This is a genomic window from Kitasatospora sp. NPDC022785, assembly GCF_055561295.1.
Genome location: NZ_JBVHHB010000018.1, coordinates 1 through 24,760 on the forward strand (window position 1 = coordinate 1; position 24,760 = coordinate 24,760).

Below are 24,760 nucleotides of genomic sequence, written 5' to 3' on the forward strand. Positions count from 1 at the left end.
CGCCCGGTTACATTCCGAACCCGGAAGCTAAGCCTCACAGCGCCGATGGTACTGCAGGGGGGACCCTGTGGGAGAGTAGGACGCCGCCGAACAATCATTCACAAAGAACCCCCACCCGGATCCCGGGTGGGGGTTCTTTGCGTTTCCCGGAGAATTCCGGCGGAGGGCGGCACCGCAGAGGAGAGCATGCGGATGGTGCGCCCATCGGTGTGTGGTGCGGGGGTGGTCCGAAGAGGTGTTCGGGGTGGCCCGGAGGGCCTCGTCGACCGTCAATATGCCGCTAAAACTGCCTGATCAGTGCCCCGATCGGTGGAGAATCGCCTGCTACGCCGTAGTCTCCAAGGGAGGGGAACAGGTGTCCGGGGTGGTCCCCCGGGCCGGCCGGATCAAGAATGGTGCACATGGGACGCGGCAGGCTGCGGATCTACCTCGGGGCGGCTCCCGGGGTCGGTAAGACGTACGCCATGCTCGCCGAGGCGCACCGGCGGCTGGAGCGCGGTACCGACGTGGTCGTCGGCTTCGTCGAGGACCACGGGCGCCGGCACACCGCGGGTCTGGTCACCGGCCTGGAGACCGTGCCGCGCCGGGAGATGGTCCACCGGGGCGCCTCCTTCACCGAGATGGACCTGGACGCCGTGCTGGCCCGCCGGCCGCAGGCGGTGCTGGTGGACGAGCTGGCGCACACCAACGTCCCAGGCTGTCGCAACGCCAAGCGCTGGCAGGACGTCGAGGAGCTGCTCGCGGCGGGAATCGACGTCATCTCGACGGTGAACATCCAGCACCTGGAGTCGCTGGGTGACGTGGTGGAGGGCATCACCGGGATCCGGCAGCGCGAGACCGTGCCGGACGAGGTGGTGCGGCGGGCCGACCAGATCGAGCTGGTCGACATGGACCCGCAGGCGCTGCGCCGCCGCCTCGCGCACGGCAACGTGTACGCGCCGGAGAAGATCGACGCAGCCCTCGCCAACTACTTCCGCCCGGGGAACCTCACCGCGCTGCGCGAACTGGCACTGCTCTGGACGGCCGACCGGGTCGACGAGTACCTCCAGAAGTACCGGGCCGAGCAGGGCATCAAGGGCACCTGGCAGGCCCGCGAGCGCATCGTGGTCGGCCTGACCGGCGGCCCGGAGGGCGCGACGCTGATCCGGCGCGCCGCCCGGATCGCCGCCCGCGGCTCCGGCGGCGAGCTGCTCGCCGTCCACATCTCCCGCTCGGACGGCCTGGCCGGCCCGGGATCGGGCTCCTCACAGACGCTGATCGAGCAGCGGGCGCTGGTGGAGAGCCTCGGCGGCTCCTTCCACGCCGTCCTCGGCGACGACCCGGCAGCGGGACTGCTGGACTTCGCGCGGGGCGTCAACGCCACCCAGATCGTCCTGGGCACCAGCCGCCGGCCCGCCTGGCAGTACATCTACGGCCCGGGCGTCGGCACCACCGTGACCCGGGCGTCCGGCGACATCGACGTGCACATCGTCACCCATGAGCACGCCGCCCGGGGGCTGGGCCGGATCCCGATCCGCAAGGTCACCGACCTCGGCCGCACGCGCGCCGTCGCGGGCTGGATGATCGGCCTCGGCGGGCCGCCGCTGCTGGCCCTGTTGCTCACCCACGTGGAGGGCCTCGGGCTCTCGACCGACATGCTGCTCTTCCTGTCGCTGACGGTCTGCGCGGCGCTGGTCGGCGGGCTCTTCCCGGCGATCGCCTCCGCGCTGGTCGGGTCCTCGGCACTGAACTACTACTTCGCGCCGCCGATCCACACCTTCACCATCGACGAGCCGCAGAACATCATGGCGGTGGCGATATTCACCGCCGTCGGCATCGCGGTCGCCTCCGTGGTGGACCTCGCGGCCCGGCGCACCCACCAGGCCGCGCGCAGCCAGACCGAGGCCCAGACGCTCAGTGCCCTGGCCGGCACCGTGCTACGCGGTGCGCCGGGCGGGGACGGCGTGCTGACCGCGCTGCTGGAGCAGGTCCGGGAGACCTTCCAGCAGGACTCCGCCGTGCTGCTGGAGCGGCCCGACCCGCTCGGCCCGTGGCACCCGGTCGCGGTGGCCGGGCCGCACCCGCCGGAACGGCCGGAGACCGCCGATGTGGACGTCCCGGTCGGGGACACCCTGGCGCTGGCGCTGCGCGGCCGGGTGCTGCCCGCCGAGGACCGCCGCCTGCTCGGCGCCTTCGCCGCGCAGGCCGCCGTCCTGCTGGAGCGCCGCCGGCTGGCCGGGGAGGCCGCCGCGGCCCGCCGCGAGGCTGAGGGCAACCGGATCCGCACCGCCCTGCTCGCCGCCGTCTCGCACGACCTGCGCACCCCGCTGGCCGGCATCAAGGCCTCCGTCACCTCGCTGCGCTCCGCGGACGTCGAGTGGGACGAGGCGGACGAGGCCGAGCTGCTGGCCGGCATCGAGGCCGGTGCGGACCGGCTCGACCACCTGATCAACAACCTGCTCGACATGAGCCGGCTGCAGACCGGTACCGTCACGCCGCTGATCCAGGAGACCGACCTGGACGAGGTGGTGCCGTTCGCGCTCGGCGGTGTCCCGCTGGAGGCCGTCCGGCTGGACGTCCCGGAGACCCTGCCGATGATCCGGGCCGACGGCGGGCTGCTGGAGCGCTCGCTGGCCAACCTGGTCGAGAACGCCGTCAAGTACAGCCCGGCCGGGGTGAAGGTGCTGGTCAAGGCGGACGCGCTTCTCCCGGCGGGCGGGCCCGGCCGGGTCGAGCTGCGGATCGTCGACCGTGGGCCGGGCGTGCCCGAGGACGCCAAGGAGCGGATCTTCGCGCCGTTCCAGCGGTACGGGGACGCGCCGCGCGGTTCCGGGGTGGGCCTCGGGCTCGCCGTGGCCCGTGGGTTCGTCGAGGCGATGGACGGCACCGTCACCGCCGAGGACACCCCCGGCGGCGGCCTCACCATGGTCGTCACCCTGCCCGCCGCCGACCGCCCGGCCGAGCCGGTCCCACCGCCGGGACCCACGGACCGCCCCACCCACGTATGACCACCTCTCTTCCGACAGCTGTGAAAGGCGGAGCCCGCATGACCCGGGTCCTCGTCGTGGACGACGAACCACAGATCGTCCGCGCGCTGGTGATCAACCTCAAGGCCCGCAAGTACGAGGTCGACGCGGCCCACGACGGCGCGAGTGCGCTGGAGCTGGCCGCCGCCCGCCACCCCGACGTGGTCGTCCTCGACCTGGGCCTGCCCGACATGGACGGCGTCGAGGTGATCAAGGGCCTGCGCGGCTGGACCAGGGTGCCGATCATCGTGCTCTCCGCCCGGCACGCCTCCGACGAGAAGGTCGAGGCGCTCGACGCCGGCGCGGACGACTACGTCACCAAGCCGTTCGGCATGGACGAGCTGCTCGCCCGGATGCGCGCCGCCGTCCGCCGCGCCGAGCCGGTTGCGGGCGAGGACGACTCCCTGGTGGTCACGGAGAGCTTCACCGTCGACCTCGCCGCGAAGAAGGTCAACCGGGACGGCACGGACGTCCGCCTCACTCCGACCGAGTGGCACCTGCTGGAGGTGCTGGTCCGCAACGCCGGGCGGCTGGTCAGCCAGACCCAGCTGCTCCAGGAGGTCTGGGGCCCCGCCTACCGCACCGAGACCAACTATCTGCGGGTCTACCTGGCCCAGCTGCGCCGCAAGCTGGAGCGCGACCCCTCGCACCCGCGGCACTTCATCACCGAGCCGGGCATGGGCTACCGCTTCGAGAGCTGAGCCGAGCTGAGCCGGGCTGAGCCGAGCTGAGTCGGGCCGCGTCGGGCCGGGTCGAGCGGGACCGGGCCGGGCGGCGGGCCGGTCCGGTACCCCGTTGACCTCGTGACCTGCCGCAGCCGGCCCCGATACCGGTAGCCTTTCCGACATGAGTGGTGACATCAGCAGCGACCAGCCGCAGGGCCGCTTCCGCCGTATGCTCAGCCGGCTGACCTCCTCCCAGGAGGAGCTGCAGGCGGAGGAGCTGCGCCAGGAGAGCGCGGCGGAGTCGGGCTGCACTCCGATCGCCAGTTGCGGGGACCGTGAGCTGGTCACCGTCGCGGGCACCCTGCGCACAGTGACCCTGCGCCCCCGGGCCGGCGTGCCCGCGCTGGAGGCCGAGCTCTTCGACGGCACCGAGGCGCTGGACGTGGTCTGGCTCGGCCGTCGCTCCATCGTGGGCATAGAGCCCGGCCGCCGGCTCGTCGCCAGCGGTCGGATCGGCCACGCACGCGGGCGCCGCGTGCTGTTCAACCCCCGCTACGAGCTGCGTCCGGTTGGACACGGGAGCGAATGAGCGTGAGCAATCAGCCCGGCGGCGAGTCCGCCGCCCAGCTCGACCTGGCCAAGCCCGACCCGGCCGGGAGCGACCGGGACAGCGCCGAGGCCGAGGCGGCCCGGCAGGCGGCCGCCTCCAAGGAGGCCGCCGACACCGTGATGCAGGCCTTCGGCGGCGTGCGCGGCATGGTCGACATGACCCTGCCCGGCCTGGTCTTCATCGTCACCTACAACATCACCCACCAGGTCCCGGCGGCCGCCTGGGCAGCGCTCGGCCTGAGCGCCCTGTTCGTGGTGGCGCGCCTGGCCAAGCGGGAGACCGTCCAGCACGCCTTCAGCGGTGTGTTCGGGGTCGCCATCGGTGCCTGGATCTCGATGAAGACCGGCAAGGCGGAGAACTTCTACCTGCCCGGCCTGCTCTGGAACGTCGGCTACTGCATCGGCCTGGCCGTCTCGGCGCTGGTCCGCTGGCCGTTGATCGGTGTGATGCTCGGCCCGGTGACCGGCGAGATGTTCACCTGGCGCAAGGAGAACCCGGGCAGGCTGGCGGCCTACACCAAGGCCACCTGGGCCTGGGTGATGATCATGGGCATCAAGCCGCTGATCCTCTTCCCGCTGTACTTCACGCACAACGTCAACCTGCTCGGCTGGCTCAAGGTCGCCCTCGGCATCCCGCCGATGCTGCTGGCGATGTACGTCACCTGGCAGATCCTGCTGAAGGCGCCGCCGCCGATCAAGGCGCAGCTGGACGAGGAGCCCGGCGACTAGGACCCCCGTCTGGCGGGCCGCCAGGACGGCGCCCGGGACGCGAGAGGGCCCGCACTCGAAACCGAGTGCGGGCCCTCTCGCGTTCGTTCCCGCTACTGGGCGCCGGAGGACGCCGAGAGCAGGTTCTCCAGCTCCTCCTCGCGCTCCTGCGCGGCCACGAAGAGCAGCTCGTCGCCGCCCTCCAGGGTGTCGTCCTTGCCCGGGGTGAGCACCCGGCCCTCGCGGATGATGGTCACCAGCGAGGTGTCCGGCGGCCACGGCACGTCGCCGACCCGGGTACCGACCAGTTCGGTGTCGGAGGCCAGGGTCAGCTCGACCAGGTTGGCGTTGCCCTGGCTGAAGCGCATCAGCCGGACCAGGTCGCCGACACTGACGGCCTCCTCGACCAGGGCGGACATCAGGCGCGGGGTGGAGACGGCGACGTCCACGCCCCAGGACTCGTTGAAGAGCCACTCGTTCTTCGGGTTGTTCACCCGGGCGACCACCCGCGGCACCCCGTACTCGGTCTTCGCGAGCAGCGAGACGACCAGGTTGACCTTGTCGTCACCGGTCGCGGCGATCACCACGTGGCAGCGCTGCAGCGCCGCCTCGTCCAGCGAGGTGATCTCACAGGCGTCGGCCAGCAGCCACTCCGCCATGGGGACCCGCTCCACCGAGATGGAGTTGGGGTTCTTGTCGATCAGCAGGACCTCGTGGCCGTTCTCCAACAGCTCGCCCGCGATCGAGCGGCCGACGGCACCGGCTCCGGCAATGGCGACCCGCATCAGTGACCCTCCTCGTCAGGCCCCTGCGCGAACGCGGCCTCGACCGCCGCGAGGTCGGCCCGGCGCAGCATCACGTGCACCAGGTCGCCCTCCTGCAGCACCATCTGGGGCGTGGGCAGCACGCCCTCGCCGAGCCGGGTGACGAACGCCACCCGGGTGTCGGAGGCCTCCTCCAGCGCGCTGACCCGGTGACCGATCCAGCGCGGGGAGTACGCGACCTCGGCGAGCTGGACGGTGCCGCTCGGGTCCTGCCAGAGCGGCTCGGCGCCGCTCGGCAGCAGCCGGCGCAGCATCTGGTCGGCCGTCCAGCGGACGGTGGCCACGGTCGGGATGCCCAGGCGCTGGTAGACCTCGGCGCGGCGGGGGTCGTAGATCCGGGCCGCGACGTTCTCCACGCCGAAGTTCTCCCGGGCCACCCGGGCCGCGATGATGTTGGAGTTGTCACCGCTGGAGACGGCGGCGAACGCGCCGGCCTCCTCGATGCCCGCCTCCTTCAGGGTGTCCTGGTCGAAGCCGACACCGGTGACCCGGCGCCCGTTGAATCCGGCGCCCAGGCGGCGGAAGGCCGTCGGGTCCTGGTCGACGACGGCGACCGAGTGGCCCTGTTTCTCCAGTGCTCTTGCGAGGGCGGAGCCCACGCGGCCGCAGCCCATGATGACGATGTGCACCGGCGCTACCTCACCCGTCCCGTTGGGTTCTTGACCTGCGCAAACACCGTTCGTCATCCTTCCCCGCCCCGCCGTCCGGGGCGAGCGTTCTCGTGGTCGCGCGGCTCGACAACCTGAGTGTTGCCCGCCTGCTCGTATCCGACACGCTAGCCGGTCCACCGAACACAGTCGCGACGAAGGGGGGGACGTAAGTCGGACCGCACGGCGAACAGCCCCTACGATTCCTTACCGTGCCTATGCCGACTGACCTTCCGAAACGCATCCTGATCGGGCGTGCGCTACGCAGCGACAAGCTCGGGGAAACGCTGCTCCCCAAGCGCATCGCGCTGCCCGTCTTCGCCTCGGACGCGCTCTCCTCGGTCGCGTACGCGCCCGAGGAGATCCTGCTGACGCTCTCCCTGGCGGGCGCCTCGGCCATTCACTTCTCATGGCAGATCGGCGTCGTCGTCGCCATCGTGATGCTCGCCGTGGTGGCCTCGTACCGGCAGAACGTGCACGCGTACCCGAGCGGCGGTGGCGACTACGAGGTCGCCACCGTCAACCACGGCGCCAACTCCGGCCTGGTGGTCGCCAGCGCGCTGATGGTCGACTACATCCTCACCGTGGCCGTGTCCACCACCTCCGGGGTGGCCAACGTGGTCTCCGCGGTGCCCGCGCTGCGAGGCCACGAGCTGACCCTCTCGGTGGTCGTGGTCATCGTGCTGATGGGCATGAACCTGCGCGGGGTCCGTGAGTCCGGCAGCGCCTTCGCCGTCCCGACGTACGCCTTCATGATCGGCGTGCTCGGCATGGTGGTGTACGGCGTGGTCCGCCACTTCGGCCTCGGCCAGGACATGCCCGCCGAGAGCGCCGGCTTCCACCTCCAGGCCACCCCCGGCAACGAGTCGCTGGCCGGCTTCGCGATGGTGTTCCTGCTGCTCAAGGCGTTCTCCTCGGGCTGTGCCGCGCTGACCGGCGTGGAGGCGATCTCCAACGGCGTGCCGGCCTTCCGCAAGCCGAAGAGCAAGAACGCGGCGACCACGCTGCTGATGATGGCGTCCATCGCCGTGGTGATGTTCATGGGCATCATCTGGCTGGCCCGTCTCACCGGCGTCCAGATGGCCGAGAACCCCGTCGAGCAGCTCGGCGGCGCCCCCGGCGACTACCACCAGAAGACCGCGCTCGCCCAGATCAGCGAGGCCGTCTTCTCCAACTTCACGCCCGGCTTCTACTTCGTCGCCGCAGTGACCGGCCTGATCCTGGTGCTGGCCGCCAACACCGCCTTCAACGGCTTCCCGGTGCTCGGCTCGATCCTCGCCCAGGACCGCTACCTGCCGCGTCAGCTGCACACCCGCGGTGACCGGCTGGCCTTCTCCAACGGCATCATCCTGCTGGCGCTGGCCGCGATCCTGTTCATCATCGCCTTCGACGCCGACCCCACCCGGCTGATCCAGCTCTACATCGTCGGCGTCTTCGTCTCCTTCAACATGAGCCAGTCCGGCATGATCCGGCACTGGACCAGGCTGCTGCGCACCGAGACCGACCCGGCCAAGCGCCGCCACATGCAGCGCAGCCGGGCGATCAACACCTTCGGCCTGGTGATGACCATGGCCGTGCTGATCGTCGTCCTCGCCACCAAGATCAGCCACGCCTGGATCGCGATCGCCGCGATGGTCGTGCTGTTCGTGATGATGAAGGCGATCCGCCGCCACTACGACCGGGTCTCCGACGAGCTGGTGGCCGCCGAGGAGCCGGACGACGTGGTGCTGCCCACCCGGGTGCACGCCATCGTGCTGGTCTCCAAGCTGCACAAGCCCGCCCTGCGCGCCCTCGCGTACGCGCGGCTCGCCCGCGCCCACACGCTGGAGGCCGTCACCGTCAACGTCGACCCGGCGGACACCGCGGCGCTGCGCCAGGAGTGGGACGAGCGCGGCATCGAGGTGCCGCTCAAGGTGCTGGACTCGCCGTTCCGCGAGATCACCGGGCCGGTCCTGGACTACGTCAAGAACCTGCGCCGCAGCAGCCCGCGCGACGTCGTCTCGGTGTACATCCCGGAGTACGTGGTCGGCCACTGGTACGAGCACCTGCTGCACAACCAGAGCGCACTGCGCCTCAAGGGGCGGCTGCTGTTCAAGCCCGGGGTCATGGTGACCTCGGTACCCTGGCAGCTGGAGTCCTCCGAGCGGCGCAGGCCGCAGAAGGCCTGGTCGGCGCCGGGTGCCGTCCGGCGTGGTGAGCCCCGGGCGCCGAAGGCCGTAAAGTCGAAGGTCTCCGGTACACCGGACGGTACGACCGCCGCCTCCGCTGACAGCAGCAAGGACTCCTCCCAGTGACCCGCAACACCCCGTCCCGCTCCCACGGCTCGTCCGGTTCGTCCGGCGGCTCCGGCAAGGGCTCAGCCAAGGGCGCCCGCAAGGGCAGCGCCGGCAAGCCCGGGCAGGTCGCCCGGCCGCGCTGGGGCAAGCCCGTCCGTCCGGCCGCCACCGACCGCGACGGCTTCACCGCGCAGACGGCGCCGCTCGCGCCGGCGGAGCGCGCCCCGGAGCCGGAGCGTGACGAGCGCCCCGCGCGGGCGGAGCGCCCCGCTCGCGCCGAGCGGCCGGCCGCCGGCGCGCCGCGCCAGGAGAAGGCCAAGGAGAAGCCCAAGGGCGGGGAGCGTCCGCGCAAGCAGGCCGTCCGCCCGCCGAAGACGCTGCGCACCACCCGCGCCCCGCGCGCCGAGGCGGCCCCCCGGGGCCCCGGCGGCGACCCGCTGGTCGGCGAGCGCTACGAGGTCGAGGTCGGCCCCGTCGCGCACGGCGGCGGGCACTGCGTGGCCCGGCACGAGGGCCGGGTGCTGTTCGTCCGGCACGCGCTGCCCGGCGAGAAGGTCGTCGTGCAGGTCACCGACGGCACCACCAAGTCGCGCTTCCTGCGCGCCGACGCGGTGGAGATCCTGGAGCCCGCCAAGGACCGGATCGCCCCGCCCTGCCCGTTCGCCGGGCCGGGCAAGTGCGGCGGCTGCGACTGGCAGCACGTCACCCCCGGCGGGCAGCGCAAGCTCAAGGTGCAGGTGCTCACCGAGCAGCTGGCCAAGCTGGCGGGCCTCACACCGGCCGAGGCCGGCTGGGACGGCAGCGTCGAGCCGGTCGGCGGCAAGCTCCCGGCCGGGCAGGTGCCGGCGTGGCGCACCCGCGTGCAGTACGCGGTCGACCAGGAGACCGGCAAGGTCGGCCTGCGCAAGCACCGCTCGCACGAGATCCAGCCGATCGACCGCTGCCTGATCGCCGCCGAGGGCGTCGCCGAGCTGGGCATCGAGGCCCGCGACTGGCCGGGCGTCGCCACCGTCGAGGTGATCGCCGCCGCCGGTTCCTCCGACCGCCAGGTGGTGCTCACCCCGTCGCCGGGCGCGCAGCTGCCGCTGGTCGAGCTCGACAAGCCGGTGTCGATCGCCCGGATCGACGAGCACGACAACATCCACAAGGTCCACGGCCGCTCCTTCGTGCGTGAGCGCGCGGCCGGCCGGACGTGGCGGGTCAGCAACGGCGGCTTCTGGCAGATCCACCCGGAGGCCCCGGACACCCTGGTCGATGCCGTGCTGGACGGTCTGGACCCGCAGTGGGGCGAGAACGCGCTCGACCTGTACTGCGGCGTCGGCCTCTTCGCCGGCGCACTGGCCGACCGGGTCGGCGAGGACGGCGCGGTGCTCGGCATCGAGTCCTCCAAGCAGGCCGTGGTCGACGCCCGTCACAACCTGGCCGTGCTGGACAACGTGCGGATCGAGTGCGACCGGGTCGAGACGCTGCTGCCGCGCACCGGCATCACCTCCACCGACCTGATCGTCCTCGACCCGCCGCGGGCCGGTGCCGGCCGTGAGACCGTCGCCCACCTGGCCGGCCTCTCCGCCCGCCGGATCGCCTACGTGGCCTGCGACCCGGCGGCCCTGGCCCGTGACCTCGCGTTCTTCCGCGAGGGCGGGTACCGGCCGGTCTCGCTGCGGGCCTTCGACCTGTTCCCGATGACCCACCACTTCGAGTGCGTGGCGATCCTGGAGCCGGTCGGCGAGTAGCCGGACGGGCACGACCACAGCTGAACGGCAGGGAGGCGGCACCGGGGTTCCGGGGGCCGCCTCCCTGCCGTCGGTCTGTCTGAGGGCTCGTGTTGCGGGCTCGTGCGGGCTGTCGCGGGGCCGTGCGGGTGCTGCCGGGCGCTCCGGGGGCCGTTCAGCGCAGGTTCTGTTCCTCTTCGTCCGCGCTGTGGGGCAGGGCGATGCCGTGCTGGGCGGCGAGCCGGAGCAGCCCGGCGATGCGGCCCTCGTACGCCTGGACGCCGTCGGCGTCCCCGTCGGCCCGCGCGGCGGCGAGGTCCTTGCGGGCCAGGGCGAGCTGCTCGCGCAGCTCCTGGTCGAACATGGCTGTCATTGCCGGCCTCCACACCGGTCGGTGCCGCTCCAGGGAATGCTCGGAGTAGTTCAGAGTCTCGGAAGGTGAAGAACTCTTCAAGTCTCGCTCCTCCGGCTGGATCCGCAGGGCTCCCCGCGCCGGTTCACGAGGGTTGTTCCGGCAGGCGGCGCCGGGCCGAGGGGGCGGCGGGGGCGGCGGGCGGCGGGGGCGCCGCGCCCGGGAAGGACCCACGGCGCTTCACTTCGCCGCGCCCGCTCACCGCGCTTCACCGCGCGGGGATGGCGGCCCGGGTCGGCCTCCGGGGGTTCACGCCCGCGTGGCGGGGGCATGGCCCAGAGGCGGGAAGGGCGCGCGGGGGCCGTACGTGCGCCCTTGTTGTGCTAGCGCTTTGGCGCTAGCTTGAGGTTCATGGGCAAGAAGCAGCTGAACGTCCGGGTGGACGCCACCACCGCGGAGATGGCCCGGGAACGGGCGGAGCAGCAGGGGATCAGCATGAACCAGTACATCGAGCGCCTGGTCCAGCAGGACATGGGCGAGGCCGGGCGCGCGTTCGTCGACGCCGCCGCGCAGTTCATGAAGGAGTACGAGACGGCGTTCCTGGCCGAGTTCGGTGGCACGGCCGACCTCCAGGACGTGCGCCGTTGAACCTGGAGGTCGACCTCTCGTGGCTGCTCATGACCGCCGAGCAGTACACGCCCGGTGACCCGCAGGTCACCGACTACGGATCGCTGCTCGCGGCGGTCTCCCGCCACCAGGCCGAGATCTTCGACATCGCCGTCTACCCCGAACCGCAGGACCGTGCCGCCGCCCTGATGCACCAGCTGATCCGGGTGCCGGCCCTGGAGAAGACCAACGAGCTGTTCGCCACCGCCGTCGCCTACGCCTACCTGGTGGCCAGCGGCTGCACGGTCGCGACCACCGCTCGTGAGGTGCGCAGCCTCGCCCGGGCCATCCGCGAGGGGCGGCTCGGCGTGTCCGGGGTCGCCGAGCGGCTGGCGGCGTGGGTGGTGGACGAGGCCGAGGGCGAGGGCGTCAGCGGTGAGGAGGACGAGGACTCGGACTGAGGCCGCCACACCGGCCGGTCGGAGCGGACCGGGCGTGCCGGGGGGACCGGGCGCGCCGTCGGGCCGGTCGGACCGGTTATGCAGCGGGGGCCCCGTCCGCCGCGGGCTCGGCGATCAGGGCCGTCGCGAACGGGCGGAAGCCGGCCCGGCGGTAGATCCGGGCGACGTCCTCGTCGGCGGCGGACAGGAACACCGTCCGCACGCCGTTGGCCCGCGCGTGCGCGACCAGCTCCGCGGTGACCGCGAGGCCGAGCCCCTGTCGGCGTGCCGACGGCAGGGTGCCGACACCGGCCACCTCGCAGACCCTGCCGACCGGGTTGTACTGGCCCGCGCAGAGCGCCGAACCGTCGCGGAGGGCCGCGGCGAACACCGTCTGCCCGGCGGTGATCCGCCCGGAGATCCGCGCCAGCGAGCCGTCCGCCGCCACCTTCTCGGCGGCCACGGCCAGTTCCGCCACCCCGGCGGTGCCCGTGGCGGTGCCCGGCTCGCCGAACGCCAGGTGCGGGACGGCCACCGCACTCGCCAGCTCCGGGGCGTCGGCGGCCAGGACCCGGACCTCCACGCCCTCGGGCAGCGCCGACGCCGCCCCGGCCGGCTCGTCCTCCGGGCCGAGCACCAGCAGCGGGTGCTCGTGCACCGCCAGCCCGGCCTCCTCCACCGCCGCGCGCAGCTGCGGGTTCTGCTCGGCCACCCACTCGAAGGCCTCCGGCGCACCCAGCTCGCGCTGGCGCGCCAGCACCCGGCGGACGTCCTCGGCGGTGGCCGCCGGGCCGGAGTACCCGAGTGCCGGCCGGGCGTAGTACGGCCAGCCCTCGCCCTCTCGGACGAACAGGCTCAGCGGGCCGAAGTCCTCGACGCGGGCGGCGGAGCGCGGCACGGCGTCGTAGTACCGCTCGATCCCGGCGAGGAGGTCGAGGAAGGCGCGGCGGGCGGGATCAAGATCGTCAGAGGTCACGCCGTGCATCCTCGCAGGCCCGTCGCGGGCCTGCCACTGATTTGGGTCACCGGGCCGGCCGCCGCCGGGCTACCGCCCGGCCGCCACCGGGCGGGGCCGGGAGCCCGGGCATTTCGGCCCGATTGTTGCCCAATGCTTACAGGCCGGGCGATCTTGCGTGCAGGCGCCATGGCATTCTGGGGCCTTTACAGCTCTGCCGGACGGGAACGGCGGACGTCCGCGTGGGCGAGGCGAGGGGGATGACAGGCTCATGAGGCTCTGCTTTCTGGTCGAGGAGCACTACCGGCACGACGGCATGCCGCTCGACGTGGTGCGCCGGCTCACCGCGTGGGGACACCGGGTGGACGTGCTGCGCCCCGGCAACTCGCTGATGGCGATCTCCGAGGCCGTCCGGGCCGGCAGCCACGACGCCTGGGTGCTCAAGACCGTCTCCGGCGGCCCCGGCCTCACCCTCCTGGAGGCGGCCGCCGCCGTCGGCCTCACCACCGTCAACGACGTCCGGTCCATCCGCGGGGTCCGGGACAAGGCGCTCGCCGCGGTCATCGCGCGCACCCGCGGGCTGCCCGTCCCGGTCACCTACGCGGCGGCCCGGTGGGAGCGGCTGGCCGAGATCCCCGCCTCCGAGTACCCGCTCGTCGTCAAGCCCGCCGACGGCAGCTCCGGCCGCGCCGTGCGGCTCGTCCCCACCCCCGACCACCTGGTCGAACTCGGCCCCCTGCTCGCCGGCGAGGGCCTGCTGATCGCCCAGCCCTACGTGCCCAACTCCGGTACCGACCTCAAGGTGTACTGCGTCGACGGCGAGCTGTACGCGACCGAGCGCTGCTCGCCGCTGCACCCCGGGCAGGGCGTGCGCGAGCGGCAGGTGCCGCTCCCCGCCGAGGTGGCGCGGATCGCCGGGCAGGTGGGAGAGGTGTTCGGGCTCGACCTGTACGGCGTGGACGTGCTGCTCGGCCCGGACGGGCCGGTGGTCGTGGACATCAACGACTTCCCCAGCTTCCGCCAGGTGCCGGACGCGGTGGCCCGGGTCTCCCGCGCCGTGCTGCGGTTGGCCCGCACCGGGACGGCGGTCTCCGTGCCGGCGCCCGCGCTGGTGCGGGAGCCGTCGTCGGCGTCGTCGGTGGTGTCGGCCGTGTCGGTGCCGTCGGCGCCGGAGCCGCTGCGGCTTCCTGCGCAGGGGGCCGGAGTCGGCGTCGGTGGTTCCGTCGGCGCCGTGGGCGTCGGCGGTGCGGGCCTGGTCGACGGCGGCTTCGGGGGCGCCGGCTTCGTCAGCGGCGGCATGGGCGGCGCGATATGAGGATCTGCCTGCTCACCCCCGACCCCGGCCACCCGCTGCTCGCCGCCACCGCCGCCCTGCTCGCCGCCGACCACCAGGTCGAGACCGTCGACCCCACCGGTGGTGACACCCCGCCCGCCGAACGGCTCGGGCCCGGTCCGCTCGCCGACGTCTACCTGCTCAAGGCCCGCACCCCGCAGGCCCTCGCGCTCGCCCGCCACCTGGAGGAGCACGGCGCCCCCGTCGTCAACTCGGCCGCCGCGACCGCGTTCTGCCAGGACCGCACCGCCATGGCCGAACTCGCCCACCGCGCCGGACTGCCGTTCGCCGCCACCCGCACCGCCGCGAGCCTCGCCGAACTGGCCGACGCCGAATACCCGATGGTGGTCAAGAGCCGCCACAGCCGCCGCCACGACCTCGTCGCCCGCGTCGACGGCCCCGACCGGCTGACCGCCCTCGCCGAGCGGTGGCCCGGCGAACCCGTGATCGCCCAGCCCTACCTCGCCAACACCGGCTGGGACCAGAAACTCTGGGTCGTCGACGGTCAGGTCTTCTGCGAGCGCCGCCGCTCCGAACTCGCGGTCGACGACCGGCCCGCCGGAGGCCGGTTCGGCCCCGCCGAACTCCCCGCCGACCGCGCCGAGCTGGCCCTGCGGGTCGGCCGGGTCTTCGGCCTCGACGTCTACGGCGTCGACCTGCTCGACGGGCCCGCCGAGCCCGTCATCGTCGACGTCAACGCCTTCCCCGGCATCCGCGGCCAGGTCGGCGCCCCCGAGGCGCTCGCCGAGCTCGCCCTGCGCGCCGCCCGCCGGGGTGGCGGCACCCCGCGCCTCCCGGGCCTTCCGCACGTCCCCGGCCAGCGGGACGGGCGGCCGCGCACCGCCGGTCGTTAGGCTTGCCCTTCCGGCCGGACCGCACGACCGGATGGCGAGAGAAGACGGACGTTGCTGCAGGACATCGAGCCCTACCTGGCCTGCCCGCACTGCGCGCAGGCCCTCACCCCCGACGGGCGCACCCTGCGCTGCCCCGGCGGGCACAGCTTCGACATCGCCAAGCAGGGCTACGTCAGCCTGCTCGCCGGTGACGCCCACACCGGCACCGGCGACACCGCCGACATGGTCGCCGCCCGCAGTGACTTCCTCGCCGCCGGCCACTACCGCCCGATCGCCGACGCCCTCGCCGGCGCCGCCGCGGCCGTGGCGCCCGAGGGGCTCGTCGCCGACCTCGGCGCCGGCACCGGCCACTACCTCGCCCACGTCCTCGACGCTCTGCCCGGCCGGCCCGGCGCCGCCCTCGACATCTCCAAGTACGCGCTGCGCCGCGCCGCCAAGGCCCACCCCCGGATCGGCGCCGTCGTCTGCGACGCCTGGCGCCCGCTGCCGCTGCTGGACGCCACCGCCGGCCTCGTCCTCAACGTCTTCGCCCCGCGCAACGGCCCCGAGATCCGCCGCGTCCTGCGCCCCGGCGCCACCCTGCTCCTGGTCTCGCCCACCGCCCACCACCTGCGCGAACTCGTCACCGAGCTCGGGCTGCTCTCGGTCGACGAGGAGAAGCAGCGCCGGATCGACGAGAAGCTCGGCCCCCACCTCACCCCGGCCGGGCAGCAGCAGGTCGAGTTCACCATGCGGCTCTCCGCCGCCGACGTCCGCACCGTCGTCGGCATGGGCCCGAGCGCCTGGCACACCGACCCGGACCGGCTGGCCGCCCGGCTCGCCGGGCTGCCCGACCCGGTCGAGGTCACCGCCTCCGTGACGATCGCCGCCTACCGGCGCTGAGCGGGCCGTTCCCGGTCGGCGCCCCGGCGGGGACCGCCCACCTCGTTGGGATGAATCTGCCGGGCAGGCACGTTTCTGCCGCCCCGACGGCGGCTAACGTCCCACGGGTGAACCGCGACGCCACCCGGCCCGCCGTGCCGGCCCACCCCCACCAGCACACCTCGGACCCGGGGCGGCCGCCCGCCCAGCGCCCCACCCTCGAGGAACTCCGGCTCACCTCGTTCAAGTCCTACCGGCGCGCCACCCTGCCGCTCGCCCCCCTCACCGTGCTGCACGGACCGGCCGGCGTCGGCAAGTCCAACGCCCTCGACGCCCTCGCCGTCCTCTCCCGCCTCGCCCTCGGCGAGGAGATCACCGACTCCCTCGACGGCCTCCCCGGGCGGCGCGGCCCGCTCGGCACCCCCGTGCGCGGCGGCCTGGCCGGCTGCGTGCCGCACGGCCGCAACGCCCTCATCCTCGGCTGCACCGTCCGCTCCGCCGACGGCCCGATCGGCCTCGACGTCGTCATCCGCACCGACGGCCCCGTCCGGATCGCCCGCGAACAGCTCACCCTCGACGGCCGGACCCTGGTCGAGACCGGCGAACAGGACCTTCGGCACCACCGGACCAACGTCAGCTGGCACAACGACACCCGGCAGGGCGACATCCGCGCGCCCTTCCCCAACACCACCCTGGTCACCGCACAGATCCCGCTGCGCGTCGCCGGCTCCTCACCCGGCGAACGCAAGGTGCTCGCCGCCACCGAGCACCTGCTCACCGCCCTGCGCGAGGTCTTCCCCGTCCACCCCGTGCCCGCCCTGATGCGCGACTGGGCCCGCCCCGACCCGCAGGCCCGGCTGCTCAGCACCGCCGCCAACATCTCCTCCGTCATCGCCCGGCTCAGCGGCGAATGCGCCCGCCGGTACGGCCGGCTGCTCCGCGTCGTCCAGTCCGCCGCTCCGTACCCCCTGCTCGGACTCGACCTCGCCCGCCGCGGCACCGGGGCCGGCGAACGCGTCCTCGCCGTCTTCGACGAAGGCGTCCGCGGCCGCACCGGTGCCGACCAGGCCTCCGACGGCATGCTGCGCCACCTCGCCTTCGCCGCGGTGCTGCTCACCGGGGCCGGGGTCCTGGACCTGGACGTGGCCGCCGAGGTGCCCTGGGCGCACCGGCAGCTCACCGTGCTCGCCGAGGACCTCGGGGCCGGGCTCGGCACCGAACAGGCCGCCTCGCTGCTGCGGCTCGCCCGCGAGATGTGCGGGCGCCACCAGTTGCGGGTGCTCGGCGCGCTGCAGGAGCCGGCCGCGGCCCGGGAGGCGCTCGGCGGAGCCGGCGAGCTGCCGCCCGGGGTCGCGCTGGTGGAGTGCCGGCGGGACCCGGGCTCCGGGCACACCGTGCTGCGCACCGAGACGGCGCGGGTGCCGGCCCAGGGCGGCGCGCGGGACGTTGCCGGGGCGGGGGCCGCCGGGGCGATGGCGCCCGGGGCAGCTGGGGCGGGGATGCCCGGGGTGGGCGTTCCCGGGGCGGGGGCCGTGGCCGGGGATGCGGTAGACCTGGAGGGTGACTGAACGAGTGACGGGCCCCGCGGACCCGACCCTGGAGAGCCTGCGGCAGCGGCTGACGGACTTCGCCGCTGCGCGCAGCTGGGAGCCCTTCCACACGCCGAAGAACCTGGCGGCGGCGCTGACCGTGGAGGCCGGCGAGCTGTTGGAGATCTTCCAGTGGCTCACGCCCGAGCAGGCCGCGGCGGTGATGTCCGACCCGGACAGCGCGCACCGGGTGCGGGACGAGGTGGCCGACGTCCTCGCCTACCTGCTGCAGTTCTGCACGGCGGTCGGCGTGGACCCGCTGCCCGCGCTGGCCGCCAAGATCGAGCGCAACGAGCTGCGCTTCCCGGCCCCCGGGGCAGGACGGGGGGAGGGGCCCGCGGCCGGGCGAGGCGAGGGGCCTGCGGCCGGGCAGGAGGCCGGACGTGGTCAGGGGGCGGGGGCCGGTCCGGGGTGCGGGGAGGCGTCCGACGTCAAGCGGGACGTGGGCGAATAACCCTTATGAGGGAAGGAAGTTATCCACACCCCCGGGTTTTCCACAGGTTTCGAGGGGGTGGCTGCGCCGATCCGTCCTTCGGCGCACGCTTTCGCCGTGACCAGGTGTCCCCGCGGTCGAGCGACCGCCCGGACACCGCGAGAACGCGCGGAAGCGGAAGGGGTGGCGGCCGATGGAGGCGCTGCGATTGATCAAGACGGCCCGGCACGCCCTGGCGGAGGCCAGGAACGTACCGGATGTGCTGGCCGAGGCACGGCAGGCAGCATTGCTCACCGAGGCCGTGGGCGCCCGGCTGGCGGAGCTGGACGACGGCGACCTGGCCGGCCTCGGCCAGCAGCTGGCCGAGGCCGGCGGCCACGCGGCCGGTTGCCTCGACCACTCCTCGGGGGACTCGTCCGCCCTGCTGGGCCTGGGCGTCGGCGGGCGGGCCGGGCGGCTCACCGAACTCGGCCCGCTCGCCCCGATGCTGGCCGAACTCGGGGCACTGCTGCGGGACGCCGGCGAGACGCTGGTGGTGCTGGCCTGCGGCGCCGACACCGAGAGCCTGTACTGGACGTGCATCGACGGGGTCGACGCGGGCGCCGACTGCAAGGACCTCGTCACCCGGCTGGGGCAGGCGGTCCGTCGGGCGGCCGGGGAGAGCCGGCCGGAGCCGGCCGAGCCCGCAGCGGCCGGCTCGCCTCCGGCGAAGCCTCAGGCCTCGGAGGAGGAGAGCCCGTTACTCGTGCTCAGGCTCGGCCCGCCGTCCGACCGGTCGGACGCCCGGGCGCCGGACGACTGCAGCTCCGCGAGGTCCGCGGTCACCGAGGCGAGCAGTTCCTGCATCTGCTCCAGCAGGCTCTTCGGAGTGGCCGGCACCGCCGACGCGTCGGCAGCGGGATGCTGCTGCACGGCGGATGCCTCGGACCGGGGATCGGACATGAGCGGACCTCTTCGGATCGGTAGTGCGGTGTGAAGCGGCTGGCGGCGGCTCGGCGCGCGGCGCCGCGCCACCGGGGCAGGGGCCCCGCCGCTGCAACCAACGAACCGCCCGATACCGGGTCACCGACCACCACCCAATGCGGTCCAACTCCCGTGAGCGGTAAGCCTCCCGGGTGATCCCGGCTTGCCGCTGACCTGCCGCCTCGGCTAGGTCCGTCCGGCCGGTCCTGCCGCTCCCGTCCGGCCGGTCCTGTCGGGCCGATCCCGTTCGGCCGGCCCTGCCGGGCGCGCGATCGACCGGACAGGACCTGGGCGGCAGGCGGCGCGCCGGGTGACGACGCGCCGGGTGACGGCGCACCGGGGTGCCGGGTGACGGCGCCGGGACGCGCACGGCCCCCGGTGCCGTTGCGGCGCCGGGGGCCCGGGGACCTCGGGTGAGGAGGAGGTCAGTTGTGGGCGTGAAGCTCCGCGTTCAGGCCGCCCCAGGAGCCGGAGCGGGCGATGACCTCGACGGCGCCGGTCTGGGAGTTGCGGCGGAAGAGGAGGTTGTCCTGGCCGGACAGCTCGACGGCCTTGGCCACCTTGCCGTCCGGCGTGGTGACCCGGGTGCCGGCGGTGACGTAGAGGCCGGCCTCGACGACGCAGTCGTTGCCGAGCGAGATGCCGATGCCCGCGTTGGCGCCGAGCAGGCAGCGCTCGCCGACCGAGACGACCTGCTTGCCGCCGCCGGACAGGGTGCCCATGATCGACGCACCGCCGCCGATGTCGCTGTGGTCACCGACCACGACACCGGCGCTGATCCGGCCCTCGACCATGGAGGTGCCGAGGGTGCCGGCGTTGAAGTTGACGAAGCCCTCGTGCATCACGGTGGTGCCGGAGGCGAGGTGCGCGCCGAGGCGGACACGGTCCGCGTGGGCGATGCGCACACCCGACGGGGCGACGTAGTCGGTCATCCGCGGGAACTTGTCGATCCCGTAGACGGCGAGCTGGCCGCCCTGGGTGCGGACCGCCAGGCGGGCCTGCTCGACCTTGTCCACCTGCACCGGGCCGATACTGGTCCACGCCACGTTGGCGAGCAGACCGAAGAGGCCGTCCAGGTTCTGGCCGTGCGGCTGCACCAGGCGGTGGCTCAGCAGGTGCAGGCGCAGGTAGGCGTCGTGCGCGTCGATCGGCTTCTCGTCCAGCGAGGCGATCGTGGTGCGTACGGCGACCACCTCGACGCCGCGGCGCGCGTCGGCGCGCAGCGCCTCGGCCGCGCCGGCGCCCAGCTCGGCCTCGGCCTGCTCGGTGGTCAGGCGGACGGTGCCGGCCGGGCCGGGCTCGGCGGCCAGCGCGGGGGCGGGGTACCAGGTGTCGAGGATGGTGCCGTCGGCGGCGATCGTGGCCAGACCTGCGGCGACGGCGCCGTTTGCGAGGGAGGTGGATTCTGCTGTCACATCGTGCACGTTAACGAATGCGGGCCGCCGGTGCCGAACACGCTCACCGGGCGGACACGGCGCCCGGCCGGCGGCGCCCGAGCGGTGCGAGGGGCGGGCACCGGGCAAAACCCGGTGCTGGGCGGGCGCGTCGTGGGCAATACTCGGGCGGGTGTTCATGTCGATCTCCACCACCGGTACCGCCGGGAGCCCGGCCACCGACCTGGGTTTCCTGCTGCACAAGCACCCGGGCAAGGTCCAGCAGTTCTCGACGTCTCACGGCGAGGCGCACGTCTTCTACCCGGAGGCGGGCGACGAGGCCTGCACGGCCGCGTTGCTGCTCGATGTCGACCCGATCGCGCTGGTCCGCAGGGGCCGGGGCAAGGGCCGCGGCGGCTCGCCGGACTTCGCGCTCGCCCAGTACGTCAACGACCGCCCGTACGCGGCGTCCTCCCTGCTCGCGGTGGCGCTGCGGACGGTGTTCCGGACGGCGATGAAGGGCGTCTGCGAGGCCCGCCCCGGGCTGGCCGAGCGGCCCCGGCCCCTGCGGATCGTGCTGCCTGCCGTGCCGGCCAACGGCGCCAGCGAGGGCGGCGGGGTCGCGATGGCGGGCTGGCTCTTCGAGCCGCTGGGCTGGCAGGTCGAGGCGTCGGCGATCCCGCTGGACGAGGCGTTCCCCGAATGGGGCGAGTCGCGTTACGTCCGGCTGGAGCTGTCCGGTGCGGAGGTCCGCCTCGCGGACGCGCTGCAGCAGCTGTACGTGCTGCTGCCGGTGCTGGACGGCGCCAAGCACTACTGGGTCGCCCCGGACGAGGTCGACAAGTTGCTCGCCGCCGGTGAGGGCTGGCTGGCGGACCACCCGGAGCAGGCGCTGATCGCGCGCCGCTACCTGTCCCGGCGCTGGGCGCTCACCCGGCGGGCGATGGAGCGGCTGGAGCTGGCCCGGCTGGCGGAGGCGGACGACCGCGAGGTCGAGGAGATCGACAACGCGGTCGACGACACGGCCGAGGAGGCCACCGACGACACCGCAGGGGACACCGGGCGCCCGGAGGCGAAGGAGCAGCCCGGCGAGGAGAAGAAGGTCTCGCTGGCCGAGCAGCGCCGCACGGCGATCCTGGCCGCGCTGGGCGAGGTCGGTGCGGCCCGGGTGGCCGATCTCGGCTGCGGGCAGGGCGAGCTGGTGGGCGCGCTGCTCAAGGATGCCCGGATCACCGAGGTGCTCGGCGTGGACGTGTCGGCCCGGGCGCTGTCGGCGGCCGCGCGCAAACTGCGGCTGGAGCGGATGACGGAGCGCCAGGCGGCCCGGGTCAAGCTGGTCCAGGGCGCGCTGACGTACACGGACGCGCGGCTGAAGGGCTACGACGCGGCGGTGCTCTCCGAGGTGATCGAGCACCTGGACCTGCCCCGGTTGCCGGCCCTGGAGTACGCCGTCTTCGGGGCGGCCCGCCCGGCCGCGGTGGTGGTCACGACGCCGAACGCCGAGTACAACGTCCGCTGGGAGAGCCTGCCGGCCGGTCACGTCCGGCATGCCGACCACCGATTCGAGTGGGACCGGGCCGAGTTCCGTGCCTGGGCCGAGCGGGTCACGGAGGCGTACGGCTACACCGTGGTGATCCGCCCGGTCGGGCCGGAGGACCCGGAGGTGGGCGCGCCGACACAGCTCGCCCTGTTCCGCATCGGCACGCCGCCCGAGCCCACGACCGCCGACGCGACGGCCGTCACCACCGACGCGACGACCACCGACGCCACGGCCGCCGAAGCCACCACGACGCCCGAAGGGGGCGAGACCCGATGACCGACGACGCACAGTCCCCGAAGCTCACCACGGACGCCCCCGCCGGGGCCGCCCCCACCACGGACGCCCCGACCGGGGCCGCGCCCACCACGGAGGCCCCGACCGGGGCCGCGCCCGCCGACCTGCCCGTCGACGCCCAGGCCGGCACCAAGCCCCGCCGTCTCCCCGTCACCGACGTCTCGCTCGTCGTCCTCATCGGCACCAGCGGCGCGGGCAAGTCCAGCTTCGCCCGCAAGCACTTCCTCCCCACCCAGGTGATCTCCTCCGACTTCTGCCGCGGCCTGGTGGCGGACGACGAGAACGACCAGTCGGCCTCCGCCGAAGCCTTCGACGTGCTGCACTACATCGTCGGCAAGCGCCTCGCCGCCGGCCGGCTGACCGTCGTGGACGCCACCAACGTGCAACCGGAGGCCCGCAAGCAGCTGGTCGCGATCGCCCGGGAACACGACGTGCTGCCGATCGCGATCGTCCTGGACGTCCCGCCGGGCGTCTGCGCGGAGCGGAACAGGACCCGCCCGGACCGGCAGCTGCCGGCCCACGTGATCCCCCGCCAGAACCGCGACTTGCGCCGCTCCCTGCGCGGCCTGGAGCGCGAGGGCTTTCGCAAGGTGCACATCCTTCGCGGCGAGGCGGAGGTGGAGGCCGCCGAGATCGTGCCGGAGAAGCGGTTCAACGACCTGCGCCACCTCACCGGCCCGTTCGACATCGTCGGCGACATCCACGGTTGCCGCTCCGAGCTGGAGACCCTGCTCACCCGCCTCGGCTATGCGCTCACCAGGGACGACGCCGGCCGCCCGGTGGACGCCGCACACCCCGCGGGCCGGACCGCCGTCTTCGTCGGCGACCTCGTCGACCGCGGCCCGGACACGCCGGGCGTGCTGCGTCTGGTGATGGGCATGGTGGCGGCCGGGCACGCGATCTGTGTGCCGGGCAACCACGAGAACAAGCTCGGCCGGGCGATGGACGGCAAGAAGGTCACCGTCTCGCACGGCCTGCAGGAGTCGCTGGACCAGCTGGCGGGGGAGTCGGAGGAGTTCCGCGCCGAGGTCCGGGCGTTCATGCGCGGCCTGGTCAGCCACTACCTGCTCGACGGCGGCGCCCTGGTGGTCTGCCACGCGGGCCTGCCGGAGAAGTACCACGGCCGGGCCTCCGGCCGGGTGCGCTCGCACGCGCTGTACGGGGACACCACCGGCGAGACCGACGAGTACGGGCTGCCGGTGCGCTACCCGTGGGCGGAGGAGTACCGGGGCAGGGCGCTGGTGGTCTACGGGCACACGCCGGTGCCAGTGGCGAGCTTCCTCAACAACACCATCTGCCTGGACACCGGCTGCGTCTTCGGCGGCAGCCTCACCGCGCTGCGCTACCCGGAGCGCGAGCTGGTGAGCGTGGAGGCCGAGCAGGAGTGGTACGCGCCGGTGCGCCCGCTGCACACGGACGCGCCGGGTGCCCGCGAGGGCAGGCCGCTGGACCTCGCCGACGTGGCGGGCCGCCGGGTGGTGGAGACGGCGCTGCACGGCCGGGTCGCGGTGCGGGAGGAGAACGCGGCGGCCGCGCTGGAGGTGATGAGCCGGTTCGCGATCGACCCGAGGCTGCTCGCCTACCTGCCGCCGACTATGGCGCCGAGCGCGACCTCGCGACGGCCCGGCTACCTCGAACACCCGGAGGAGGCCTTCTCCGCCTACCGCGAGGACGGCGTTCGGCAGGTGATCTGCGAGGAGAAGCACATGGGCTCCCGCGCGGTGGTGCTGGTGGCCCGGGACGACACGGCGCTGGAGAAGCGGTTCGGCCTGGCCGGGCCGGGCGCGATCTGGACCAGGACCGGCCGGGCGTTCCTCGGCGACGACGGGCTGACCGCCGCCGTCCTGGGCCGGCTGCGGGCCGCCGCCGAGCGCTCGGGGCTCTTCGACGAGCTGGGCACCGGCTGGCTGCTGCTGGACGCCGAGCTGATGCCGTGGTCGCTGAAGGCCGCGGAGCTGCTGCGCCGCCAGTACGCCGCGGTCGGCGCGGCGGCGGGCGCGGCGCTGCCGCAGGTGCTGGCCGCGTTGGAGCAGGCGGCCGGGCGCGGGCTGGACCTCGCCGGGCTGACCGCCCGCCAGCGGCAGCGCGCCGCGGACGCGCAGGCGTTCACCGAGGCGTACCGGCGGTACTGCTGGCCGACGGAGGGCCTGTCGGGGATCCGGCTGGCGCCGTTCCAGGTGCTGGCCGCCGAGGGGGCGAACCTGGCGGTGCGTCCGCACGACGAGCACCTCGCCTGGATCGACGGGCTGGCCGAGGCCGACCTGGCTGCTCACCGGGACGCCCCGGTGCTGCACCGGACCGGGCGGCTGGTGGTGGACACCGCCGACGAGGCGTCGGTCGCCGCGGGCGTGGCCTGGTGGGAGGAGCTGACGGGGGCCGGCGGCGAGGGCATGGTGGTCAAGCCGCTGGCGTCGCTGGTCCGCGGCAAGGCAGGGGAGGGGCGCCCGGGCGGGCTGGTCCAGCCGGGCGTCAAGGTCCGTGGCCGCGAGTACCTGCGGATCATCTACGGTCCGGACTACACCCAGTACCTGGACCAGCTGCGCCAGCGCTTCCTCGGGCACAAGCGCTCGCTGGCGCTGCGCGAGTACGCGCTCGGCCTGGAGGCGCTGGACCGGCTGGCGGCGGGCGAGCCGCTGTGGCGGGTGCACGAGCCGGTGTTCGCGGTGCTCGCGCTGGAGTCGGAGCCGGTGGACCCGCGTCTCTAGACAGTGCGGCGAGTGC

At 73.9% G+C, this 24,760-nt stretch carries 20 protein-coding genes, 1 rRNA gene and 1 pseudogene; 17 read left to right on the top strand and 5 right to left on the bottom strand.

What is annotated here, in order from left to right; translation table 11 throughout:
- The 5 genes from rrf to ACZ3YO_RS25205 form a co-directional block, all read left to right on the top strand.
- Positions 1–92, top strand: a 5S ribosomal RNA gene (gene rrf, locus ACZ3YO_RS25185); the annotation flags it as partial.
- 309 nt (positions 93–401) lie between these two features.
- On the top strand, positions 402–2,987 hold the full coding sequence (locus tag ACZ3YO_RS25190; RefSeq protein WP_465573243.1) for an ATP-binding protein: 2,586 nt from the start codon (positions 402–404) through the stop codon (positions 2,985–2,987).
- 38 nt (positions 2,988–3,025) lie between these two features.
- Positions 3,026–3,706 (top strand): response regulator, encoded by a 681-nt coding sequence (locus ACZ3YO_RS25195; protein WP_465554777.1) that lies wholly within the window; start codon positions 3,026–3,028, stop codon positions 3,704–3,706.
- A gap of 145 nt (positions 3,707–3,851) precedes the next feature.
- Complete coding sequence (locus ACZ3YO_RS25200) at positions 3,852–4,259, top strand: OB-fold nucleic acid binding domain-containing protein (protein WP_396323127.1); 408 nt, start codon at positions 3,852–3,854, stop codon at positions 4,257–4,259.
- 2 nt (positions 4,260–4,261) lie between these two features.
- Positions 4,262–5,008, top strand: a complete 747-nt coding sequence (locus tag ACZ3YO_RS25205; RefSeq protein ID WP_396323128.1) for a DUF3159 domain-containing protein — start codon at positions 4,262–4,264, stop codon at positions 5,006–5,008.
- A 92-nt stretch (positions 5,009–5,100) separates the two neighbouring features.
- Here the strand turns inward: ACZ3YO_RS25205 and ACZ3YO_RS25210 are convergent, their stop codons facing one another.
- Both ACZ3YO_RS25210 and ACZ3YO_RS25215 read right to left on the bottom strand, forming a co-directional pair.
- On the bottom strand, positions 5,101–5,772 hold the full coding sequence (locus ACZ3YO_RS25210) for a potassium channel family protein (RefSeq protein WP_396323129.1): 672 nt from the start codon (positions 5,770–5,772) through the stop codon (positions 5,101–5,103).
- A complete protein-coding gene (locus ACZ3YO_RS25215) occupies positions 5,772–6,440 on the bottom strand; it encodes a potassium channel family protein (RefSeq protein WP_396323130.1) in 669 nt (222 codons plus the stop codon). Before ACZ3YO_RS25215 ends, ACZ3YO_RS25210 begins: the two co-directional genes overlap by 1 nt.
- A 230-nt stretch (positions 6,441–6,670) precedes the next feature.
- On the opposite strand from ACZ3YO_RS25215, the gene ACZ3YO_RS25220 reads away from it, so the two are divergent.
- Positions 6,671–8,752 carry an APC family permease gene (locus ACZ3YO_RS25220; protein ID WP_465573249.1) on the top strand — a complete coding sequence of 694 codons (2,082 nt, stop codon included), beginning with the start codon at positions 6,671–6,673 and terminating at the stop codon, positions 8,750–8,752.
- 359 nt (positions 8,753–9,111) lie between these two features.
- Positions 9,112–10,467 (top strand): class I SAM-dependent RNA methyltransferase, encoded by a 1,356-nt coding sequence (locus tag ACZ3YO_RS25225; protein ID WP_465573596.1) that lies wholly within the window; start codon positions 9,112–9,114, stop codon positions 10,465–10,467.
- A gap of 154 nt (positions 10,468–10,621) precedes the next feature.
- On the opposite strand, the gene ACZ3YO_RS25230 is transcribed toward ACZ3YO_RS25225, so the two are convergent.
- The gene (locus ACZ3YO_RS25230) at positions 10,622–10,819 is read right to left on the bottom strand and encodes a hypothetical protein (protein ID WP_396323132.1); all 198 of its coding nucleotides are present in this window, start codon (positions 10,817–10,819) and stop codon (positions 10,622–10,624) included.
- A gap of 390 nt (positions 10,820–11,209) precedes the next feature.
- Between ACZ3YO_RS25230 and ACZ3YO_RS25235 the strand changes: the two genes are divergently transcribed.
- Positions 11,210–11,446 (top strand): toxin-antitoxin system HicB family antitoxin, encoded by a 237-nt coding sequence (locus ACZ3YO_RS25235; protein ID WP_360185064.1) that lies wholly within the window; start codon positions 11,210–11,212, stop codon positions 11,444–11,446.
- Positions 11,443–11,865, top strand: a complete 423-nt coding sequence (locus ACZ3YO_RS25240; RefSeq protein WP_148645130.1) for a fic family toxin-antitoxin system, toxin component — start codon at positions 11,443–11,445, stop codon at positions 11,863–11,865. The genes ACZ3YO_RS25235 and ACZ3YO_RS25240 overlap by 4 nt, the downstream gene beginning before the upstream one ends.
- Positions 11,866–11,941: 76 nt before the next feature.
- Here the strand turns inward: ACZ3YO_RS25240 and ACZ3YO_RS25245 are convergent, their stop codons facing one another.
- Positions 11,942–12,820, bottom strand: coding sequence for a GNAT family N-acetyltransferase (locus tag ACZ3YO_RS25245; protein WP_465573255.1), 879 nt, complete (start codon positions 12,818–12,820; stop codon positions 11,942–11,944).
- A 250-nt stretch (positions 12,821–13,070) separates the two neighbouring features.
- Here ACZ3YO_RS25245 and ACZ3YO_RS25250 point away from each other — a divergent pair, with 250 nt between their 5' ends.
- From ACZ3YO_RS25250 to ACZ3YO_RS25275, 6 genes and pseudogenes are all read left to right on the top strand, one after another.
- On the top strand, positions 13,071–14,114 hold the full coding sequence (locus ACZ3YO_RS25250; protein WP_465573258.1) for an ATP-grasp domain-containing protein: 1,044 nt from the start codon (positions 13,071–13,073) through the stop codon (positions 14,112–14,114).
- Positions 14,111–14,986 (top strand): ATP-grasp domain-containing protein, encoded by an 876-nt coding sequence (locus ACZ3YO_RS25255; RefSeq protein WP_465573261.1) that lies wholly within the window; start codon positions 14,111–14,113, stop codon positions 14,984–14,986. Before ACZ3YO_RS25250 ends, ACZ3YO_RS25255 begins: the two co-directional genes overlap by 4 nt.
- Positions 14,987–15,037: 51 nt before the next feature.
- Positions 15,038–15,868 carry a putative RNA methyltransferase gene (locus ACZ3YO_RS25260; protein WP_465573264.1) on the top strand — a complete coding sequence of 277 codons (831 nt, stop codon included), beginning with the start codon at positions 15,038–15,040 and terminating at the stop codon, positions 15,866–15,868.
- A gap of 107 nt (positions 15,869–15,975) precedes the next feature.
- Positions 15,976–17,415: an AAA family ATPase gene (locus ACZ3YO_RS25265; protein ID WP_465573266.1), complete on the top strand. Its 1,440-nt coding sequence runs from the start codon at positions 15,976–15,978 to the stop codon at positions 17,413–17,415.
- A 4-nt stretch (positions 17,416–17,419) separates the two neighbouring features.
- Positions 17,420–17,770, top strand: a pseudogene (locus ACZ3YO_RS25270) (nucleotide pyrophosphohydrolase); the annotation flags it as partial.
- A 292-nt stretch (positions 17,771–18,062) separates the two neighbouring features.
- The gene (locus ACZ3YO_RS25275; protein WP_465573269.1) at positions 18,063–18,845 is read left to right on the top strand and encodes a DUF6099 family protein; all 783 of its coding nucleotides are present in this window, start codon (positions 18,063–18,065) and stop codon (positions 18,843–18,845) included.
- Positions 18,846–19,257: 412 nt separating this feature from the next.
- Here ACZ3YO_RS25275 and dapD read toward each other — a convergent pair whose 3' ends face one another.
- Positions 19,258–20,247, bottom strand: a complete 990-nt coding sequence (gene dapD, locus ACZ3YO_RS25280; protein WP_465573272.1) for a 2,3,4,5-tetrahydropyridine-2,6-dicarboxylate N-succinyltransferase — start codon at positions 20,245–20,247, stop codon at positions 19,258–19,260.
- 151 nt (positions 20,248–20,398) lie between these two features.
- On the opposite strand from dapD, the gene ACZ3YO_RS25285 reads away from it, so the two are divergent.
- Positions 20,399–22,021 (top strand): 3' terminal RNA ribose 2'-O-methyltransferase Hen1, encoded by a 1,623-nt coding sequence (locus tag ACZ3YO_RS25285; protein ID WP_465573274.1) that lies wholly within the window; start codon positions 20,399–20,401, stop codon positions 22,019–22,021.
- Positions 22,018–24,744, top strand: a complete 2,727-nt coding sequence (locus ACZ3YO_RS25290) for a polynucleotide kinase-phosphatase (protein ID WP_465573276.1) — start codon at positions 22,018–22,020, stop codon at positions 24,742–24,744. Before ACZ3YO_RS25285 ends, ACZ3YO_RS25290 begins: the two co-directional genes overlap by 4 nt.
- Positions 24,745–24,760: the final 16 nt, after the last annotated feature.

What these genes read in the sequence shown, in the direction of transcription:
- ACZ3YO_RS25190 (WP_465573243.1), top strand. Translation starts at nt 402, where the DNA reads ATGGGACGCGGCAGGCTGCGGATCTACCTCGGGGCGGCTCCCGGGGTC.
- ACZ3YO_RS25195 (WP_465554777.1), top strand. Translation starts at nt 3,026, where the DNA reads ATGACCCGGGTCCTCGTCGTGGACGACGAACCACAGATCGTCCGCGCG.
- ACZ3YO_RS25200 (WP_396323127.1), top strand. Translation starts at nt 3,852, where the DNA reads ATGAGTGGTGACATCAGCAGCGACCAGCCGCAGGGCCGCTTCCGCCGT.
- ACZ3YO_RS25210 (WP_396323129.1), bottom strand. Translation starts at nt 5,772, where the DNA reads ATGCGGGTCGCCATTGCCGGAGCCGGTGCCGTCGGCCGCTCGATCGCG.
- ACZ3YO_RS25230 (WP_396323132.1), bottom strand. Translation starts at nt 10,819, where the DNA reads ATGACAGCCATGTTCGACCAGGAGCTGCGCGAGCAGCTCGCCCTGGCC.
- ACZ3YO_RS25235 (WP_360185064.1), top strand. Translation starts at nt 11,210, where the DNA reads ATGGGCAAGAAGCAGCTGAACGTCCGGGTGGACGCCACCACCGCGGAG.
- ACZ3YO_RS25250 (WP_465573258.1), top strand. Translation starts at nt 13,071, where the DNA reads ATGAGGCTCTGCTTTCTGGTCGAGGAGCACTACCGGCACGACGGCATG.
- ACZ3YO_RS25255 (WP_465573261.1), top strand. Translation starts at nt 14,111, where the DNA reads ATGAGGATCTGCCTGCTCACCCCCGACCCCGGCCACCCGCTGCTCGCC.
- ACZ3YO_RS25275 (WP_465573269.1), top strand. Translation starts at nt 18,063, where the DNA reads ATGGAGGCGCTGCGATTGATCAAGACGGCCCGGCACGCCCTGGCGGAG.
- ACZ3YO_RS25290 (WP_465573276.1), top strand. Translation starts at nt 22,018, where the DNA reads ATGACCGACGACGCACAGTCCCCGAAGCTCACCACGGACGCCCCCGCC.